Source organism: Spirosoma endophyticum, from assembly GCF_900112365.1.
In the GTDB taxonomy this organism is placed as follows: Bacteria; Bacteroidota; Bacteroidia; order Cytophagales; family Spirosomataceae; genus Spirosoma; species Spirosoma endophyticum.
This window is the reverse complement of the sequence record NZ_FOLQ01000003.1, coordinates 34,465-52,428: the sequence shown is the minus strand read 5'-3', so window position 1 is coordinate 52,428 and position 17,964 is coordinate 34,465. Positions and strand designations below refer to the sequence as shown.

Genomic DNA, 17,964 nt, shown 5'->3' with positions numbered 1-17,964 from the left:
ATGCCAAACATCCTACTCTTGTTCGTATACCTCCTTTCATACTCGACACCGCCGAAAGTAGAGAAGACCTATCAGATAGGGCAAATTAAGACGAATAAAGGGGAGATACTTTTCTGGTTATATGACGAAACGCCCAACCACAAAGCCAGCTTCATTAAACTTGCGAACGAAAACTATTGGGATACGCTCACCTTCAATCGGGTCATTAACAACTTCGTCGCGCAGGGAGGTTGCCCCGATACACCCGCCGGTTTTTCCGGCTCACCTTATTTACTGGACCCGGAGTTCAGGCCAGCCATTCGTCACGTATACGGAGCCGTCGGAGCCGGGCGCGACAATAACCCCAAGATGCTGTCCGCAGGATGCCAGTTTTATATCGTGCAGAATAAGAAAGGCGAGCATCGGCTCGACGACAAATTCACGGTATTTGGTCAGGTTTTTAAGGGAATGGACGTAGTGGATGCCATCGTTGCCGTTAAAACGGACTCGACAAACAAGCCTTTCGACCCAATCAAACTGGATGTAAACGTACTGAATCTGACGGCCGCAGAGTTAAAAAAACAGGGCTACCTGGTTAAGTAGCCCTGAATACGTAGCAAAACGATAACCCTACTGCTTCAGCAAGAAAGCCGCCAGGTCAGCCAATTGCTGCTGATTTAGTCCCATTTGAGCAGGATCGGGCATGAGGCTGTTTTTGTACTGCCGACGGGACGAAACCTGGTCGGCAGGGATTGTATGTCGGATGCCTTTGATGCCTTTTAACGTAACAGACTGTTCACTGTCACTCACCAAAAAGCCATAATACATTTGCCCTTTTTTGGTGGTAACCATATACGGTTCATAGCCGAAGGCGATACCAGCGTTCGGATAGACGATTGCTTCCAGGAGGCCATTCTTATCGAATTTCTGGTGAATTTTGGTTAGTTCCGGACCAATATCCTCCCCCACCTGACCATGACGGTGACAGGTAGCGCAGTTCGTTTTGAAAATCGTGCGGCCATTTTTCTCATCGCCGATAAGCATGGCAATTTGTGCAATCGGCGAGTTGGCGTCAACCGGAGCTGACGTACCGGCAGTTTTTATGGAAGGCGCTTCCACAGGTGTAGCCGGTGCCGGATTGCTCTTATTTTCTGTTTGCGGAGTAGCGTCCACATTCGTAGCCTGTACAGGAACGGTAGACACAGGCGTCGTTTTTACCGGTTCTTTTTCAGTAGCAGACGCTTGTACAGATTCTGGGGCGGGTTTGGTTGACGACGTAGTAACAGTTGCGGTTTCCGTTGGGCGTTTCCAGGGGAAATACTCCTTGCCCATCGTCCGAATGGTCTGGTCTTTATTGGTACGTATTCCCGGCCCGGCGGCCTTGATTAAGTCTTCAGACAGTTTTTGTTCAGCGGCTAACCCAATCAAAATTTTAGCCCCTTCGGTATCACGCGACATCTCCACCGCCATTTTTCGCTTTTCAGCGTCTGTTTTACTGACGTCCAGCAGCATTTCCCGCTTAGTCAGCATTTTCTGTTCATCGGCCGAAACTTTCATCGGCATAACCTCTTGCCAGTTCATCAGTTTGGCCCAGTCATTCCCCCGTCGGAAATCGGTCCAATAGGTCGCCTGATCGGCGATTTCTTTATCCGGCGATTTCGTCAGGTCAAACATAGCCTTAGCTGCTTGCTGGCTATTAATGAAACCCAGCGTCACAATTGCCTGTCGACGGGCATCGGCGGAAAGGGATTCAGCTTCGGCTCGTTTTTTTAACATAGAAACGGCACCGGAAGGATGCAGTTCCCAAATAAGGTTAGCCGTCTTTTGATCCCATTCTGTCGAACTGGCCGGGAGAGTTGGTGCCAGATCGGCAAATAAGGCGTCCTCCTTCCCATCGGCAGCTTCACCAAGCGCATTTAAATACCAACGGTCTTTCCCGTCATAGCCTTTTACCAGATTCAGGAGCATAAACCGGCATTCATCGTACGGAATATCACGTAGTACAATGGCAACTTCCCGCCGAACAGCCGGGCTTTTATCAGTCGATAGATTTCCTACTAAGGGTAGTAATGCCCGTTGCGAGGCCGTTAAGCCCGGATTCGATTTGTAATTTTCGGGTGTAATACTTCGCAAAGCACGTAGCGCTATAACCCGAGTATTGGCATCCGGCGCTTTTAATAATCGCTCAACCTCAAACTGCCCTTCGGCATCCAGATTCGCCAGTAGAAAAATAGCCCGCGCCCGGTGGTATGGGTTCGGAGACGACGATACGAGTGATAAAACAGGCTCAACCACTTTTTCGCCCTGTTCACTCAAGGCTTCAAATCCTGCCATTCTTACGTTCACGGCAGGGCTTAGTAGTGCGGCAATCTGGCCTTGCGTCGAACTTAAGTCAATTTTAGGGGCTTTGAGCTTTTTGCCTTTAGGTGTGATGCGGTAAATTCGTCCGTAGCCTTTGCTATCCTTCATCTGGTGACCGCCCACGATGGGATCATACCAGTCGGCAATATAGATAGCGCCATCTGTTCCAACCGCTACATCGCTCGGACGGAACCACTTACGCGAGTCATTGTCAACATCGTTCCACTTATAATTTTCGTCTACTTTGGGGAACGTACTGATGAAATCGGTGCGGGGCATTTTATAGCCTGCTCCAGACACTTCGGGTTTGTAGCCAAAAATTACGTTCCGTCCCGCATCGGCACTCAGCAACATGCCCCGGTATTGAAGACCCAGTTCGTCACCTTCGTACACAACCATGCCCGTAGGCGAGCCAGCGCCGGTAATATCGCCAACGGGAATTACGTTCGGATCTTCCTGATGCCAGTGAGCTGTCGGGATAGATTGACCGGGACGTTGGTCGGCTTTCCAGTTTCGGGTACCATCGGCGCTAAAATACCCCGCGTTTGATCCCTCCATTACCCAGCTTGTTCGGCAAGCCATCACCTCATCGTCGTTATCGTTCTGCCACATGTTGCCATAGGAATCCAGCGCGGTTTCGTAGTTATTACGGAAATTATGTGCCATTACCTTTAGAAATGAGCCATCCGGTCGGATACGTAGTGCCAGCCCACCTGTCCAGATACGGCCATCATCACTCACCTGATTGCCGTGATTAATTTTGTTATAGGGTGTTCCACCAACGTACAGGCTTCCCGAACGTAGTGTCCAGCCGTCTTTGTCGCTCACAATGTGCGGCCCGGCATTTCCGGTGTTGAAATAATAATTTCCATCTGGCCCGGCCACTAAAGCATGCAGGGAGTGATCGTGATCTAAACCACCGAATCCCGACAGCATGATTTCTTTTTTATCAGGTTTATCATCGCCGTTTTCGTCGGTATAGACAACCAGATTGGGGGCACACGAAACAATTATCTTGTTGCCAATAACGGCAATACCGAGGGGGGAAACCAGGTCTGGATCTGTAACGAATACTTTACTATTGTCGGCTTTGCCGTCACCATCGGTATCCTCGAGAATCATAACCCGTTCGCCTTCCGGATGATCCAGCCGATCTTCGGCTTTGTTATTGAATTTGCGATAGTTTACAGCCTCTGTAACCCATACCCGCCCTTTAGCGTCGATATCCATGTTGGTCGGGTTGAAGAACATGGGCGACTCGGCCCAGAGCGTTGCTTCGAGGTCGTCGGGCAGGTAAAGTTTACCCGAATCACCGGCTACGATGCTACGTTGCTGATTGATCCTGGATGGTTGGAGCAATAACGATGAAGCTGTTGAATGAACAGGGTGAACGGGCTGTCCAGCCAAGTATAAAAAGCCAACTGTCGTTAAAACGAAAGGAAGCGGGATAAACGAAAAACTACGTATTCTCATAACAGGTAATTCTTTCACACGAAAAGCGATCGCACGGTCTTGTTGTTTTCAATATAACTGTCGAGCATGGGTTTGCCTTTGGGCACAGCTCCTTCCATATGTAACCAACCCGAATAGCCAATATCGTCCAGCGCCTGCCGGACTTTCACTAAATCTACCTTCCCATGCCCGAGCAGGTAGTCATTTTCTTTTAGATGGACTTCGCAAATGCGGTCTTTGCCAAGTTCACGAATTTCATTAAAAATATCGTATCCACCCACCGTCGAATTGCAAACGTCATAATAAACCTGCACCGCCGGTGAAGCCACCGCATCCAGGATAGACAGATGTTCGGGAGCCGATAGCCACGACTCAATGCCTAATACGACACCCGCCTTCTGGGCCTTGGGCGCCACGGCCTTCAACTTATCTATGACCACCTGCCTCCCTTTGGGGTCACCGCGCAAATCATTATTGCTAAAAAAAGCCAGCAGGATATTTTTTACACCCAATGCACTGGCAACCTCTACACTGTCCTGTACCCATTGGTCAGTACGTGGGTCAGATTTGTACGGAATCTCATTCAGCAGGCCAATAGCCAGGCCACCAATTGAAACTCCCGCTCGCTGAGCAGCTTCTTTAAAAGCCCGCTGTATGTCTGGCCGACGCAGGTGTTCATGATCAGCTTTTGTATTTAGGCTCAGTTGCACACCGTCGAGACCAATTTTTTTTGCTACGGCGAAACTGTTTATATCACCCGCCGGACCAATGGACCAGTCGCAGGCACCAATCTTGAAGCGAGCGCTGGCGTTTGTGGAGTGGCTAAAAGCCGGATACGTTATGACACCTAGGCCAATGCCCAGTGAGTAACGTAGCGCATCACGACGATTCATTTCCAGTCGTTTAGTAAAGAGGTAACAAAGGTAAGGTTATATAAAGAATCCAACATTAATTGCAGCGATTTCTACTTTTTCCTGTATTGTTTGGACAGAACGTATCATTAGACTGGAATACGTGCAAATCCCTATTTTTGAGATCAAAACTTTATTCTGCACTTATTCCGGCCTTATTATATGAATTAGGTGGCTACTGCAAAAGTCTAGAGGGCGCTTATTCGTCTTTTGAAACGTACATATCATAGAAGCTACCAGTCCCCTTGGCATCTAGCCTTCCGACAATCACTTCCGATGAAGTTTTACTTAGATCCCGGTTAGGACTCAAATGGAAGTGCTCTCTTGCTCCAATTGGGAGGTCATGTATGGCATCTTGATTCAATTCGGCAATTCGGATTAAAAACCTTCCCAAAGACTTTAATCCCTCCGGATTGCCATGAATTAAGATATCTTGCCATTTCGTTATTTCTCCTTCATCATCGTCTTCATTATCGATAGTAATTATGTCCACGTGACTTTTGATCTTAGGGGTTAGTCTTTTCATGTGTATATAGTATGAGCTTTATAGCGATCAGCAACGAATGGCGACTCAGTAGTTAATAAGGAGGAATTAAATTACCACCGACTTTTGCAACAGCCACTAAGTTTATACAAGGGGCTGAGCTAAACAGAGCAGTAAATTGCAAAAAAGCCTTTACTCTTATAAAAGTTAAAATCGGTAACCGACATTTATACCGACTATCGAACTGATGCCTGCTCTGGCTAGATTGGCCATACCTACCTGGGCAGCTAAGGTAGTTCGAGCGCCAATTATATACTCGTATTCAGCGGCTAGATGATACCCAAAGTTGGCTTCATCTACTTTTTCATTAAGAATTGTTACACCTGTTATTTGCCCATTCTGATCTACAATCGATCTGGCTTCCCGCAAACGATCGTCTTTCCGATACCAGACAGAAGGCCCCCCACCTAAACGTAATGCATGACGAGCATCACGAAGGAAATCAAATGAAACTGTTAAATCAGCCGTGACCCGCTGCCGGGGCCGTCCTGTGAAGTAGAAATTATTAAAGACTAATCGCCGGTTCTCGATGCAGAGATACCCAAAGCTCCCTTCTAGAACAATACGGTCATTGGCTAAATGCCGGGCGTAGCGAGCCACATACCTGATACCTAAGTCGTCTGGTGCATCCAGACTCATGTAATCAATACCTACCCGAATCGAGTTTTTGTAGTCAATTGCTTGGGCTGTCGCGAAGGAGCAAAATAGGAGGCAGAGGACTGCTGTTAAACAAAATTTGTTCATGTCGTTGAGTGGTAAAAGTGCTTTTATGACAATCAATTGGGTTAATTCATCGTTCAGCAGTATCTAAATGAATAAGTAGATCAATGTCACTTGCGAAGGAGCGAATAGGTCTTAGTCCATTTTCTTCTTTTTCAAATAAGTGATAGCTACTCTGCTCACCTAATATACCAGCTCTAATTCTAAATTCTATATCGGCCCTTGATATAGCAGGGGTATGCTCGCGTTGAGGAAGAGACTCGTAAAAGCGTAGCCTAATGTAACTCCTCAACATAGATGTACCTAACCACATAATACCAAACCACGAATCCTTGACCTTTTGTGGGACTATTCATAACCCACTTGTCAGTAACCCAAGCAACTAAGTTATTCATAATGTGCCCTCTAGTCTTTTTTTAATATCCCTTGCCTTAACCAGAGGCTTGCAATTAAATAAAATACTCACTTATGAAAGCGGCTTTAGTTTTCATGCTGGCGACCAGTACCGGACTACTGAATTGTCAACGCAAGGACTCGTTTTTTAACCTTAAAGATGATATTGAGGTACTCTATCAACTAGTTCATGACTAATACAAAATACTTAGCTCAATCGCCAGTGAACCTCTTGATGTGAATGTTGACGGGATTTCTTCTACCTATTTACTGAGCAAAATAAGTGCAATGAGTGATACTGAACTGAAGCAAAAGACGACGTATTTATACGCGAGCAGTGTGAAAGGAGTGCTCATTAAAACCCTTCTACGTGCGTTTCACCAGGACTATACAAAACAATACTTATCAAGATCAGTATAAGCAAATCCTTAAAAATCAGCTTCCTAACGATCTTGCTTACTTCCAGCGCTTCTTTGCAAAACATAATGCTGGTACGAATTAGGCTCTGGTTGATATTGCTGAATGAGTTCCCATCCGTTTCTGTATAAATAATTTAAGGCCTCGATGACCGACTTAAAATGGATGGGTTCCTGACTATTACCGTTCGCTGGTCTTAGAAACTCGCTCGACTTGCGCAGATCCAATCCCTGACCAAAATCAAGCCAGACCATAGCTTCTGAAGAGGTTTTCGAGTGGACACTCCATTTATCATAGCCTATTAATTTAATATACTGGATATCCAGATTGTTGACATTGATTCCGTTCACAACGACTTGTGCCTTTACATAGACTGAAGCCGAGAACCAAAGCATGATTAGTGTCAGAATCACTTTCTTCATGTATCGAAACTTTTCTTTTCGGTGTTTAGCGGGTGCCGTATGAGAATTTATCGGGGCTACCAAAGCGGCACTATTTAGCAAAACTAACGCATGAGGACCTACCGGTTGCGAAAGCGAAAAAAATTTTAGGTTGCTTCCAACCGTTCATAATCAAATGAGGTCATTGGATTGTCAGCGTTGATATGCAGGATGAATACGTATTAGTAGAAGGGTGCCGACGGCAAGACCGAATTGTGCAGCGACAGCTTTATGAGCGGTTTGCCGGTAAACTTTTTGTCCTTTGCAAACGGTATATAAAAGATCCCGACGAGGCTGAAGATGTGTTACAGGATGCATTTGTGAAGATTTATCGGCATATCGACTCATTTAGATTTGAGTGCCCGCTGGAAGCCTGGCTGAAGCGCATCGTGATCAATACAGCCCTTAAACAGTTACGAAAAGAGAAACCCTGGGAACAAACCGTCGATGTACAGGACATGGCTCCGGTGCTTCCCCAGGCCGACGAAAGTTTGCCCGCCCTAAACTATCAATACCTATTACAACTGATTCAGGAACTGCCGCCCGGTTGCCGGACGGTCTTTAACCTGTATGCCATTGAAGGCTATAGTCACCCGGAGATTAGCGAGTTGCTCGATATCGCCGAGGGAACATCTAAATCACAGTACTCCCGAGCCCGAATGCTATTGCAACAAAAATTACAGTCGGATAAACGATTTGCAGATGGACGCCCAGCAGAAGGGTATCTATGAACACTGGTACGGAAATGAATGAATTAGAGAAAAATACACCTGACGATTTTTGGCGAAAGACCTTCGACGAAGCCGCTGAAACGCCCCCACCTCGTGTGTGGGACGCGATCGAACGTCGATTAGACGAATCTGAAGGAACTAAAATACTGCCGCTCTGGGGTTCAGGACTAGTTATGTCCCGTCCACTCGGCTGGGCTATGGGCGTAGCAGCTACGGTAGCTTTGTTGCTTGTTGGCTGGTGGTTAGTCAATACAGAGTCTGTTAACCAGCCCACGGCTCAATTACATCAGCCCGGCCCGGCTGCGAACGTAGCCGTAAGACCGTTAGCTCCCGAAAAAACAGCTACTGCTTCCGGCTCTGAAGGCGCTGGCAATGTACGTTCTAATCAACCGGCCGAAGCTGTTGCCTCAGTCGATAAGCCTGCGCCCCAGATAACGCCAGCACAGACACTTGTTTCGTCGGCGAAAAAACTGAGTAATAAGCCGCTAAATGAGTCAATCGCACGTAATGAGGATACCGTTAATAAGACGATTCAGCCGGTAAATAACGCTGGGGATCTACCTACGCAACTGATGGTATCAAGGAACCTACGTCGTTCTCCGTCCTCATCTGTAATAACGCAGCTTCCTCCGTCGATTCTGTCAGCCACCCACGAACGTGCAGCTTTGGAGAACCGAATGGCACACATGGCTGTGCAAACCTCAGCGGCTTTCCGCGATCAAGCCGCTTCATCTACTGCGCCAACAGCAACCGACGCGGCTATTTTTGAGCAACTTACGGGTCGTCCTCTTCGCTTACGTACTGTAGGGCCCATTCAGCGGATCGTATGGTTTCGTCCGGCAGAACTGCCAATGGAACCTGAGGTTAGTAAATCACAACGTAAAGCCCGTGAAATGTGGGCATCGGCGAGTGTAATGCCGGGGGCCTTCAACCCAATGGTCGCGGTGAAGTCGACCCAGGCAGCTTATGCCAATACGTTAGTCGCGAGCACAGGTAATCAATCAACCGTAACCAGCCGGGCAAATTTTTCGGTAGCTTATCAGGCAGGAGCAGGCGTTCAACTGAATGAACACTGGTCGGTAGAGTCGGGGATTGGGTATCTGGCCGGTCATTCAACCATTGAAACGCCGGCTCAGGTGGCCTCATCGAACTACATAGGTGCGGTTGCTAACCAGAACGTAGTGACCAGCAATCTGTACGTTGATGCCATACAACACAGCCTGGTGAATAAAGCTGCTGCGAGCAGTGCGCCACAAACAGCCCTGGATTTAGTCTCCAATAACTCATTTTACTCGCAATACAGGTATAGCAGCCAAACGCAGGAAGTCCTGACGAATAATTATCAATACATGCAGGTTCCAGTCCAGGTTGGCTATCAGCTACGTCCGCGCAAACGCCTGAGTATGGCCTTGTTAGGCGGTATTTTGACCAATATTTTCGTTAAGAATACGGTTGGAAATGACGTAGTGGTTACAGCCAAAGATGGCGTATATCGTCCGGTATCACTGGCGACTACCATGGGCGCTCGCTTCCGGTATCGCTCAACAGGAAAATGGTCGGCATCGTTGGCTGGACTTTATCAGCCGTCGTTAGAATTTGGAACGCAGACTGAGTCGCAGGTGCAAACCCGGCCAACCTCCACCGGCATGAGTTTTGGTGTCGATTACCATTTTTAATAATAGGGAGCGGAGAATACTATGGTCTAAACCTATACACGCACATTAGTGTATTTGATGACTTAACTGTATTGTGTTATGAAAACGACCCTTTTTTCAACGGTAACAGCCATGACGGTCGGCGTTTTGTTGACGGCTGTTAGCTGTAAAAACTCAACGGTAACACCAACTCCCGACGTGCCCGTTGGTGAATTACGCGTTTCGACTCCTTTTGCGGATCAGACGAACCAGTTTGCCTTTGATCTGGCGAAACAGGTGAATACCGCCGAAGGGCAGACCAGAAATGTATTCATTTCGCCATTGAGTCTTCATATCGCATTGGGCATGATTCTGAACGGTGCCAATGGACAAACGGCGCAGGAGATTCAGAAAACGCTCAAACTGGATGCTCAAACGCTTGCCGAAGCCAATACTACGTACCAGAACCTGATGGAAAATCTGCCTACGGTCGATCCGGGGGTAACGGTGACGCTGGCTAATTCGGTCTGGAATCGCAATACATTCCCGATTGAAACCTCCTTCCAGGATATTTTGAAGAAGACTTTCAAAGCTGACGTATCGGCCGAAAATTTTGACGATCCGGCGACTGTTGGGAAAATCAATGCCTGGGCCAGCCAGAAAACCAACGGCAAAATCCCAAAGGTGATCGATCAGATACAGGGAAACGACGTTATGTTTCTGCTGAACGCGCTCTATTTCAAAGGAGACTGGAAAACGCAGTTTGATCCCAGCAAAACGATGGATTCGCCTTTTAATCTGGCATCGGGTGGCACAACGAACGTGAAAATGATGCGGCTTGAAAATATATTTCGTCAGGCATTCCGGTCCACCTATACCGCGATAGAACTCCCTTATGGCTCTGATAAATATGCGATGACCGTGCTATTACCCAGCCAGAATACAACGATCGACGCGCTAATTAACAGCCTGGGTAGCACTGATTGGGCTCAATTACAGAAAGATATGACACCGGGTGAGATTGATTTCGGTTTGCCAAAATTCACGCTGAGTTACGAAATCAAGCTTAACAATGCACTAAGCGCACTTGGAATGCCAACGGCTTTTACGGATCGGGCCGATTTCACGAAAATAAACGCAAAAGGCGGCTTAACCCTTAGCTTTGTGAAGCAAAATACGTTCGTGGCGGTTGATGAGAAGGGAACAGAAGCCGCAGCTGTTACAACAGGTGGCGTTTCAACGACGTCTGCACGTGTACCAATCCTCTGCGATCGGCCATTTGTTTTTGTTATTCACGAAAAAACATCGGGAACCGTTCTGTTTGTCGGTAAAATCGCGGACCCAACAAAAACAGGCAACTCATGAAAACGTGGCTTCTGATCAGCGTAGCTACTTTACTGATGTCGTTTTCTGGTTGCGATCGGGAAGCCGCAGTCGAACCAGTCAATGTAGATCAGCTACTGGGCAGCTGGAAGCTTGTTGAGCCAGGTTCCTATGATGTGACGTTGGTGATTGAACCCGTTGTGCAAACCTGGGAGAAACTGCCGGTTCAGCTATTTAGTCTTTCGGGAAAATCGGCGGTAAATACCTATAATTCGTCGCTAAACTATACAGACCGCAGTAAACCAGCGATTACCATAAGCGCAATTGGAGCCACCAAAATGGCAGGCTCATCTAATGCGATGCAGTTTGAGCAAGCGTATTTTGCCAACCTGAAAGCGGTTAACCGCTATGAATTGACCAGTAAAAACAAACTGCGCCTGTATTATGACAGTACGCAGACAGGAATGCTGGTGTACGAAAAAACAAATTAAATGATAAAGTTAACCCGGACAATTGGCTTGATAGTAATTTCCTTGGTGTCCTTATTCATAATGACTCAATGCGGTCATGAAGAGCCTGTTTTGGCACCCAATGTAGAAAGCCTGATTGGTACGTGGCGACTTGTTGGACCGGACTCGACCTATGGAACAACCCTGAAGTTCGCGCTGGATACGGCCAATCCGCCACTGGATATTACCCCGTTTAATGCAAGCGGAAAAGCGTCGGTCAATTCCTATACGCTTCGGTTATATGCTACGTTAGATGGCACCCTGTCGGCCGATCACTTGGGTTACACCGATATGGCGGGGTCTCAGGAGTCTATGAAATTTGAGCAAACTTATTTCAAGAACCTAAATGCCGTGGCGCGCTTTGAATTGCCAAAGCCAAACCGACTTCGAATATATCATGGGGGAGAGCTACCTCATGTGATGGAATACGAAAAACAGAATTAATCATGAATCCTTACGAGTGATAACCTAAGGTCTCTTTTTGTGTAAGATTCGTATTGCCCGGCCGTAATCAGGACAGCCGGGTAATTTTTTTAATTGGTTACAACGCTTTCATTCAGGTTGGAGTCATGCATCTATAACTCAACCCTCTACCCTTATGAAAGTGAACCGTTTACTCTTTTTTTTGCTGCCGTTTCTCTACCTGACGGCTTGTACCGACAACTGTAAAGAAACCCGCAAGTATCGGCGCTATTCGCCCGTTACGTTCACCGCCAATCAACTCCGGCAAGGCGTTCAAATCGAACCAGCGCAGCCGCTGGTCAACCCTGGAAAAATTTACACGAAAGACCAGTATCTGTTCATCAACGAACTGAAACAGGGCATTCACATTATCGACAACCGTAACCCGTCGGCACCGACACCCGTGGCATTTCTCCGCATTCCGGGCAACGGTGATATTGCCGTCCGAGACAACATTTTGTATGCAGACAGCTATATGGACCTGGTTGCGTTTGACATCAGCAATCCGGCATCTGTGCAGGCCATCAATCGCGTGCAGGACGTATTCCCCAATGGTTCCTTTGAAGGAGGCTGGTGGAGTTACGACGCAGCAAACAAAATGGTGTATGATCAGAAAGTTAGCTACGTATCAGAAACGATTGATACGAATTGCGACGAAGGCGTCAACCCAACCGGAGGCTGGATAGGCTGGGCTTTTACGAGTATGGCGCAGAATTCGGCCACCTCCGATAAATCAGGCGGTTCAACAACCAATGGCGTTGCGGGTTCAATGGCCCGGTTTGCGCTCTATGACAACTATCTGTACACGGTCAATCAGTCAACAATGCAGTTGTTCGACATTAAAAATCCGTCAGAACCGAAAATAGGCAACAAAATACAAATGGGCTGGGGTATTGAAACCATTTTCCCCTATAAAGACAAGTTATTTATTGGTTCCACTACGGGAATGTTCATTTACGATAATGTCAATCCAGAAAAGCCAGTGCAACTGTCCGTTTTTCAACACGCCCGCGTGTGCGATCCGGTAGTCGTGAATGATAATATTGCCTATGTAACGCTACGTTCCGGGAATCAATGCGGTGGATTCACCAATCAACTCGACGTAGTGGATATTACCAATCTGGCGAATCCTAAACTACTTAAAAGCTATCCAATGCGCAATCCGCATGGATTGGGTGTTGCTTATCCGAATCTGTTCATCTGCGAAGGTGCATATGGCCTTAAATCGTTCGATATACGTGACGTAATGAATATCAACCAATTGCAGCATATTGAGGGCCTGGATTCGTTTGATGTCATTCCGTTGGAGAAATCGTTGCTGATGATTGGCAAAGACGGGTTCTATCAGTTTGACACGAGCAATCCGCGTCAACTCCGTCAGTTGAGCCGCATTCCGGTTACGCCACCAACGTATTACTAAACATCGGGTTATGAAACGACTTTTAATAGGTTGCCTGATGGCCTTAGTCTGCCAGAATACCCACGCTCAATCGTTCTCTCAGCAACTACGTTACGTCAATTATACAGAATTGGGCGGCTTATTCGGACGGGTTGCCTCTGGGACATCAACCGCGCAACTGGTTGAAAATCGCGTTAGTTTTACGGCGCAAACGTTCAACGGTGTTCAACTGACCAATCGTTTAGCGGTAGGTGGTCTGGTAAGCGTTGACTGGTATAAAGCGGCTTTATTAACACCCCTGGGCGCCGGGCTTCGGTTCGACTTAGCGCGTGATTCACAACGGAACGTTCGTTTGCTGGCCATCGCCGATGCGGGCTACGGGTTTGCCTGGCTGCATAAAGCGTCATCAGGGTATGACGTAAAGGGCGGCTGGATGATAAATCCGGGTATTGCGTTGCGGGTTGGTAAACCTTCAGCCTCCGCTTTTGTCTTATCGTTGTCCTATAAACGTCAGACAGCCGATGTTCAGAAACCACTTACTGGAAACGACATTCAGCGTGACGAGCATCGAATTTATAACCGGATTTGTTTTCGAATAGGGGTAGCTTTTTAAAACAATTTAGAGATAACTCCCGTTGTCAACAGGGTTATCACACCACCCATGCACTATACTCAAGTTATTATGAAAAAATTGGCACTATCAGTCAGTGGTATCTCACTCTTTGTGGCGGGTTACTATCATGTCCATCGCCACGCTGCTTACACAGCCGCTCAGAATGCGGCAGTTCTCGAAACACCCGCGACGCCAACAACACAGCCATCGCAGAAAACACTCGCTGTTTTTGCCTCTCTACCAACGAAAGTTTTCCTAGACGGTAAGTTTTGAAAAGAAACAAAAATGCCCACTGCTAAGCAGTGGGCATTTTTGTTATAGGTTGATCACTACGTATTAAGCCATAACGAATTTGTTCTGATTCCGTTTCCGCTCGTTTTCGTCCAGATAGATCTTACGAATCCGCATCGACTTAGGCGTCACTTCTAAGTATTCATCTTTCTGGATATATTCCATCGACTCTTCCAATGAGAACGAGATTTTTGGAGCAATCCGAACGTTCGTATCCGAACCCGAAGCCCGCATGTTCGTCAATTGTTTCGCCGTTTGTACGTTTACAACGATGTCGTTCTGGCGGTTATGTTCACCAATAACCTGACCCGTGTAGATCTCATCACCTGGCTCAACAAAGAACGAACCACGATCCTGAAGTTTGTCAATCGAGTAGGCCGTAGCCTGACCGCTGGTCATTGAAATCAGCGAACCGTTGATTCGTTCCGGGATTGGACCTTTAAATTCCTGGTATTCTTTAAAGCGGTGGCTCATTACAGCCTCACCGAACGTGGCGGTTAGGACGTTAGAGCGCAGACCGATCAAACCACGCGATGGAATCTCAAACTCAAGGTGTTGCAAGTCGCCTTTAGGTTCCATAATCAGCAACTCACCTTTACGCTGGGTAGCCAATTCAATTACCTTTCCGGCTGTTTCTTCCGGTACGTCTACAACCAGTGTTTCGATCGGTTCCAGTTTGTGGCCCTTATCGTCTTCTTTATAAAGCACTTGCGGCTGACCCACCTGTAGCTCGTAACCTTCACGACGCATGGTTTCAATCAGAACCGACAAGTGAAGAATACCCCGACCGTAGACCAGGAAGCGATCTTCACTGTCCGTAGCTTCTACGCGCAAGGCCAGGTTTTTCTCAATTTCTTTGTACAGCCTTTCCCGCAGATGACGCGATGTCACAAACTTACCTTCTTTACCATAGAAAGGCGAATTGTTGATCGTGAACAGCATGTTCATTGTTGGCTCATCCACCGAAATTCGTGGCAGTGCTTCTGGGTTTTCAATATCCGTTAGCGTATCACCGATTTCGAATTCTTCGAGACCCGTAACAGCACATATATCACCACAGGCAACTTCGGTCACTTTAACTTTACCAAGACCTTCAAACGATTGAAGTTCTTTGATTTTCACTTTTTTCACTGACCCATCCGACTTGATAAGCGCCATGTTAGCCCCTTCTTTCAAGGTACCACGATGCACACGTCCAATGGCAATCCGACCAACGAAGGCTGAATAGTCAAGCGAAGTGATCTGCATTTGTGGCGCTCCTTCGGTCATAGGAGCCGGAGGAATCGTTGCTACAATGGTATCAAGCAGGTAGGTAATGTTGTCGGTTGGTGTTTTCCAATCCGGTCCCATCCAACCTTGTTTCGAGGAGCCATAAACAGTCGGAAAATCCAACTGATCTTCGGTAGCACCCAGGTTGAACATCAGGTCGAAAACCTGCTCATGCACTTCATCAGGGCGGCAGTTTTCTTTGTCAACCTTGTTTACAATAACAATTGGTTTGAGACCCAGTTGCAGTGCTTTGCCCAACACAAAGCGAGTTTGTGGCATGGCTCCTTCAAAAGCATCGACCAACAGACAAACACCATCAGCCATTTTCAGCACACGCTCTACCTCACCACCGAAGTCACTGTGGCCCGGTGTGTCGATAATGTTGATTTTAATGTCCTTGTAACGTACCGATACGTTTTTCGAGACAATGGTAATACCCCGCTCGCGTTCCAGATCGTTGCTGTCCAAAATCAGGTCGCCAAATTCCTGATTGTCCCGAAAGAGCTTCGATGCGTGAATAATTTTGTCGACCAGTGTTGTTTTGCCGTGGTCAACGTGGGCGATGATTGCTATATTGCGAATTGATTGCATACAAATTTGGCATTACGTCTCTGGTTGTTAAAAGTTGGTTGAGTTGTAACAGCCAGAGTCTGTTACCGCCATATTTTTCAAACCGCAAAGGTACGAAATTTTACGCAAAAACACAGTTTTTTACAACTAATAAAACGAAAAAGGCCCATATAAGGGCCTGAGTCTGATATAAATACAATTTCTTAACAATTGCTTAATGATTTGGGCAACCGCAGGGATTTTTCTTACGAAAAAGACCCGTATTGAACAGACCACCCCGCTTCGGTTTATACCCTTTTCGCTTGCGCCCGATGGCCGTAATTTCAGTTGTATGTGTATTAGTAGCGGCCATTGTTTCCAAGGGTACGTCAACCAATACCAGCGATGCAGCAATCAGTAGAAATACTTTCGTCTTTTTCATAATAAACCCCTGTTTTCTTCTTAACGCACAAATCGCGTTGTTAGTCCCACAGAGTAACAAAAAACTATTTTTGATACGTAATGGCTACAGATTCTGACTTGCTCTTCGTGTATGGTACCCTCAGGCCGCCTTTCACAAATCCATATGCCCAGCATCTGCATCAGCATAGTCGATACGTTGGTGATGGAAAATTTCCGGGTCAGTTATTTAATCTAGGAAGCTATCCGGGTGCCATTTATCAGCCAGAAAGCACGGCAACTGTCTACGGGTCAGTCTATAATATCAGCGTTAATAAGCAACTTTTATTAGCGTATCTGGATAATTATGAAGGCATTGGTGAAGCATTTGAGAAGCCTCATGAGTACGTACGGACGGTTATTGAAGTTTCTTCCGGCGATAGCATTGTGGACTGCTGGGTCTATCTGTATAGCCTAACAGTAACAGGAAAACAGCTTATTTCTTCCGGCGATTATGTTGCTTTTCTGGGCTTATAACACCCATAGCATGGCCTTCTAAACAAGAAAATACCGGCTCCTTTTAGAACCGGTATCTTAGTTACTTAACCAACTTTACTTATTTATCTTGGGCCGCGCGAACGTCCACCGCCACCGTTATAACCACCACGAGAACCTCCAAAGCCACCACGAGCATTTGGGCTACCCCCATAATTTCGAGGGCCTGGTGAGTAATACCGTGGGCGAACGACCTGTGGTCTCACAACGACAGGTGGGCGATAATATCCATACGGACGATAGCCGTATCCGTAACCATAATAGGGTCTAGCCCCGTAGTAGCCGTTATTACCATAGCCCGTATTTACATAAGCGGGACCACAGCTTGCCATCAGAACGACTAGTAAACCAGCCGCGAGAAAAGGCATAAGTTTTATCGTTTTCATAGTCTTATTTCAGCATTTATTTGTTGAACTCTTCACCTGTCATTTGGTTCAATGAACCTGATTGATATCCAGTTAACCCAAATTTTCGTTTACCAGCGGTGGCCACCACGACCACCGTAACCACCACGGCCTCCACCATAACCACCCCGGTAAACACCACCGTATCCACCGCGACCATAGCCATAATTTACATAAGGCCGAATTATTACTGGAGGCCCTACAAACACTGGCGGTGGAGCAATTACTATCCTTGGAGGCACGACTACCACCGGTGGTTGAATAGGATATCCATATTGATCATAGCCGTAAGTGTTTGGATAAGCTTGTCCATATCCGTTCGGATAGCTCTGGTTATAACCATTATTGTACCCATTTGGATAATTCGGATTTGGATAATTCTGGCCATACCCATTGCCGTTTGGGTAAGGCTGATTGTAGCCATTTCCGTTCGGAGAAGCCTGGCCAGGTCCGTAAACTTGTCCGAAGCTAACTGTAGCCACACCCAACAAAAGGCCAGCCAGAACTCCACTCCATTTTATCGTTTTCATTTTCGTAGCGGGTTTGCACTCGATTTGTTTGTTAGACTTAATCGAGCCCGTTTCGTTTAATTAAAACGTGGAGAAAGCC

19 protein-coding genes are annotated in these 17,964 nt (G+C 46.9%); 10 read left to right on the top strand and 9 right to left on the bottom strand.

Annotation, left to right across the window (positions count from 1 at the left end; translation table 11 throughout):
* Window positions 1–582 (top strand): peptidylprolyl isomerase, encoded by a 582-nt coding sequence (locus BM202_RS09350; RefSeq protein ID WP_093825311.1) that lies wholly within the window; start codon window positions 1–3, stop codon window positions 580–582.
* 27 nt (window positions 583–609) lie between these two features.
* Here BM202_RS09350 and BM202_RS09345 read toward each other — a convergent pair whose 3' ends face one another.
* The 5 genes from BM202_RS09345 to BM202_RS09325 form a co-directional block, all read right to left on the bottom strand.
* Window positions 610–3,813 (bottom strand): PVC-type heme-binding CxxCH protein, encoded by a 3,204-nt coding sequence (locus BM202_RS09345; protein WP_093825309.1) that lies wholly within the window; start codon window positions 3,811–3,813, stop codon window positions 610–612.
* Window positions 3,814–3,827: 14 nt separating this feature from the next.
* Complete coding sequence (locus BM202_RS09340) at window positions 3,828–4,685, bottom strand: sugar phosphate isomerase/epimerase family protein (protein ID WP_093825307.1); 858 nt, start codon at window positions 4,683–4,685, stop codon at window positions 3,828–3,830.
* A gap of 217 nt (window positions 4,686–4,902) precedes the next feature.
* Window positions 4,903–5,229: an Imm32 family immunity protein gene (locus BM202_RS09335; RefSeq protein WP_093825305.1), complete on the bottom strand. Its 327-nt coding sequence runs from the start codon at window positions 5,227–5,229 to the stop codon at window positions 4,903–4,905.
* Between the two features lie 165 nt (window positions 5,230–5,394).
* The gene (locus BM202_RS09330; RefSeq protein WP_093825303.1) at window positions 5,395–5,991 is read right to left on the bottom strand and encodes a hypothetical protein; all 597 of its coding nucleotides are present in this window, start codon (window positions 5,989–5,991) and stop codon (window positions 5,395–5,397) included.
* An 812-nt stretch (window positions 5,992–6,803) separates the two neighbouring features.
* Window positions 6,804–7,199, bottom strand: a complete 396-nt coding sequence (locus BM202_RS09325) for a hypothetical protein (protein ID WP_093825301.1) — start codon at window positions 7,197–7,199, stop codon at window positions 6,804–6,806.
* Window positions 7,200–7,381: 182 nt separating this feature from the next.
* On the opposite strand from BM202_RS09325, the gene BM202_RS09320 reads away from it, so the two are divergent.
* The 8 genes from BM202_RS09320 to BM202_RS09285 all read left to right on the top strand — a co-directional run bounded on the left by BM202_RS09320 (window position 7,382) and on the right by BM202_RS09285 (window position 14,161).
* Window positions 7,382–7,948, top strand: a complete 567-nt coding sequence (locus BM202_RS09320) for an RNA polymerase sigma factor (RefSeq protein ID WP_093825299.1) — start codon at window positions 7,382–7,384, stop codon at window positions 7,946–7,948.
* Window positions 7,945–9,624: an anti-sigma factor gene (locus BM202_RS09315; RefSeq protein WP_245776601.1), complete on the top strand. Its 1,680-nt coding sequence runs from the start codon at window positions 7,945–7,947 to the stop codon at window positions 9,622–9,624. The genes BM202_RS09320 and BM202_RS09315 overlap by 4 nt, the downstream gene beginning before the upstream one ends.
* Window positions 9,625–9,702: 78 nt before the next feature.
* Window positions 9,703–10,947 (top strand): serpin family protein, encoded by a 1,245-nt coding sequence (locus BM202_RS09310; RefSeq protein ID WP_093825297.1) that lies wholly within the window; start codon window positions 9,703–9,705, stop codon window positions 10,945–10,947.
* On the top strand, window positions 10,944–11,396 hold the full coding sequence (locus tag BM202_RS09305; protein WP_093825295.1) for an META domain-containing protein: 453 nt from the start codon (window positions 10,944–10,946) through the stop codon (window positions 11,394–11,396). The genes BM202_RS09310 and BM202_RS09305 overlap by 4 nt, the downstream gene beginning before the upstream one ends.
* Window positions 11,397–11,456: 60 nt before the next feature.
* Complete coding sequence (locus BM202_RS09300; RefSeq protein ID WP_245776600.1) at window positions 11,457–11,858, top strand: META domain-containing protein; 402 nt, start codon at window positions 11,457–11,459, stop codon at window positions 11,856–11,858.
* Window positions 11,859–12,012: 154 nt separating this feature from the next.
* Entirely contained in the window at window positions 12,013–13,296 is a 1,284-nt protein-coding gene (locus BM202_RS09295) for an LVIVD repeat-containing protein (protein ID WP_093825291.1), read from the top strand.
* Between the two features lie 10 nt (window positions 13,297–13,306).
* On the top strand, window positions 13,307–13,888 hold the full coding sequence (locus BM202_RS09290) for a hypothetical protein (protein WP_093825289.1): 582 nt from the start codon (window positions 13,307–13,309) through the stop codon (window positions 13,886–13,888).
* 69 nt (window positions 13,889–13,957) lie between these two features.
* Complete coding sequence (locus BM202_RS09285) at window positions 13,958–14,161, top strand: hypothetical protein (protein ID WP_143100673.1); 204 nt, start codon at window positions 13,958–13,960, stop codon at window positions 14,159–14,161.
* Between the two features lie 63 nt (window positions 14,162–14,224).
* Here the strand turns inward: BM202_RS09285 and typA are convergent, their stop codons facing one another.
* A complete protein-coding gene (gene typA, locus BM202_RS09280; protein WP_093825285.1) occupies window positions 14,225–16,039 on the bottom strand; it encodes a translational GTPase TypA in 1,815 nt (604 codons plus the stop codon).
* 193 nt (window positions 16,040–16,232) lie between these two features.
* Window positions 16,233–16,439, bottom strand: coding sequence for a hypothetical protein (locus BM202_RS09275; RefSeq protein WP_093825283.1), 207 nt, complete (start codon window positions 16,437–16,439; stop codon window positions 16,233–16,235).
* A gap of 80 nt (window positions 16,440–16,519) precedes the next feature.
* Here BM202_RS09275 and BM202_RS09270 point away from each other — a divergent pair, with 80 nt between their 5' ends.
* Window positions 16,520–16,933: a gamma-glutamylcyclotransferase family protein gene (locus BM202_RS09270; RefSeq protein WP_093825281.1), complete on the top strand. Its 414-nt coding sequence runs from the start codon at window positions 16,520–16,522 to the stop codon at window positions 16,931–16,933.
* A gap of 83 nt (window positions 16,934–17,016) precedes the next feature.
* Here BM202_RS09270 and BM202_RS09265 read toward each other — a convergent pair whose 3' ends face one another.
* Together BM202_RS09265 and BM202_RS36635 are read right to left on the bottom strand one after the other, a co-directional pair.
* Window positions 17,017–17,337 carry a hypothetical protein gene (locus tag BM202_RS09265; RefSeq protein ID WP_093825279.1) on the bottom strand — a complete coding sequence of 107 codons (321 nt, stop codon included), beginning with the start codon at window positions 17,335–17,337 and terminating at the stop codon, window positions 17,017–17,019.
* Window positions 17,338–17,426: 89 nt separating this feature from the next.
* The gene (locus tag BM202_RS36635) at window positions 17,427–17,885 is read right to left on the bottom strand and encodes a hypothetical protein (RefSeq protein WP_143100672.1); all 459 of its coding nucleotides are present in this window, start codon (window positions 17,883–17,885) and stop codon (window positions 17,427–17,429) included.
* Window positions 17,886–17,964 lie beyond the last annotated feature (79 nt).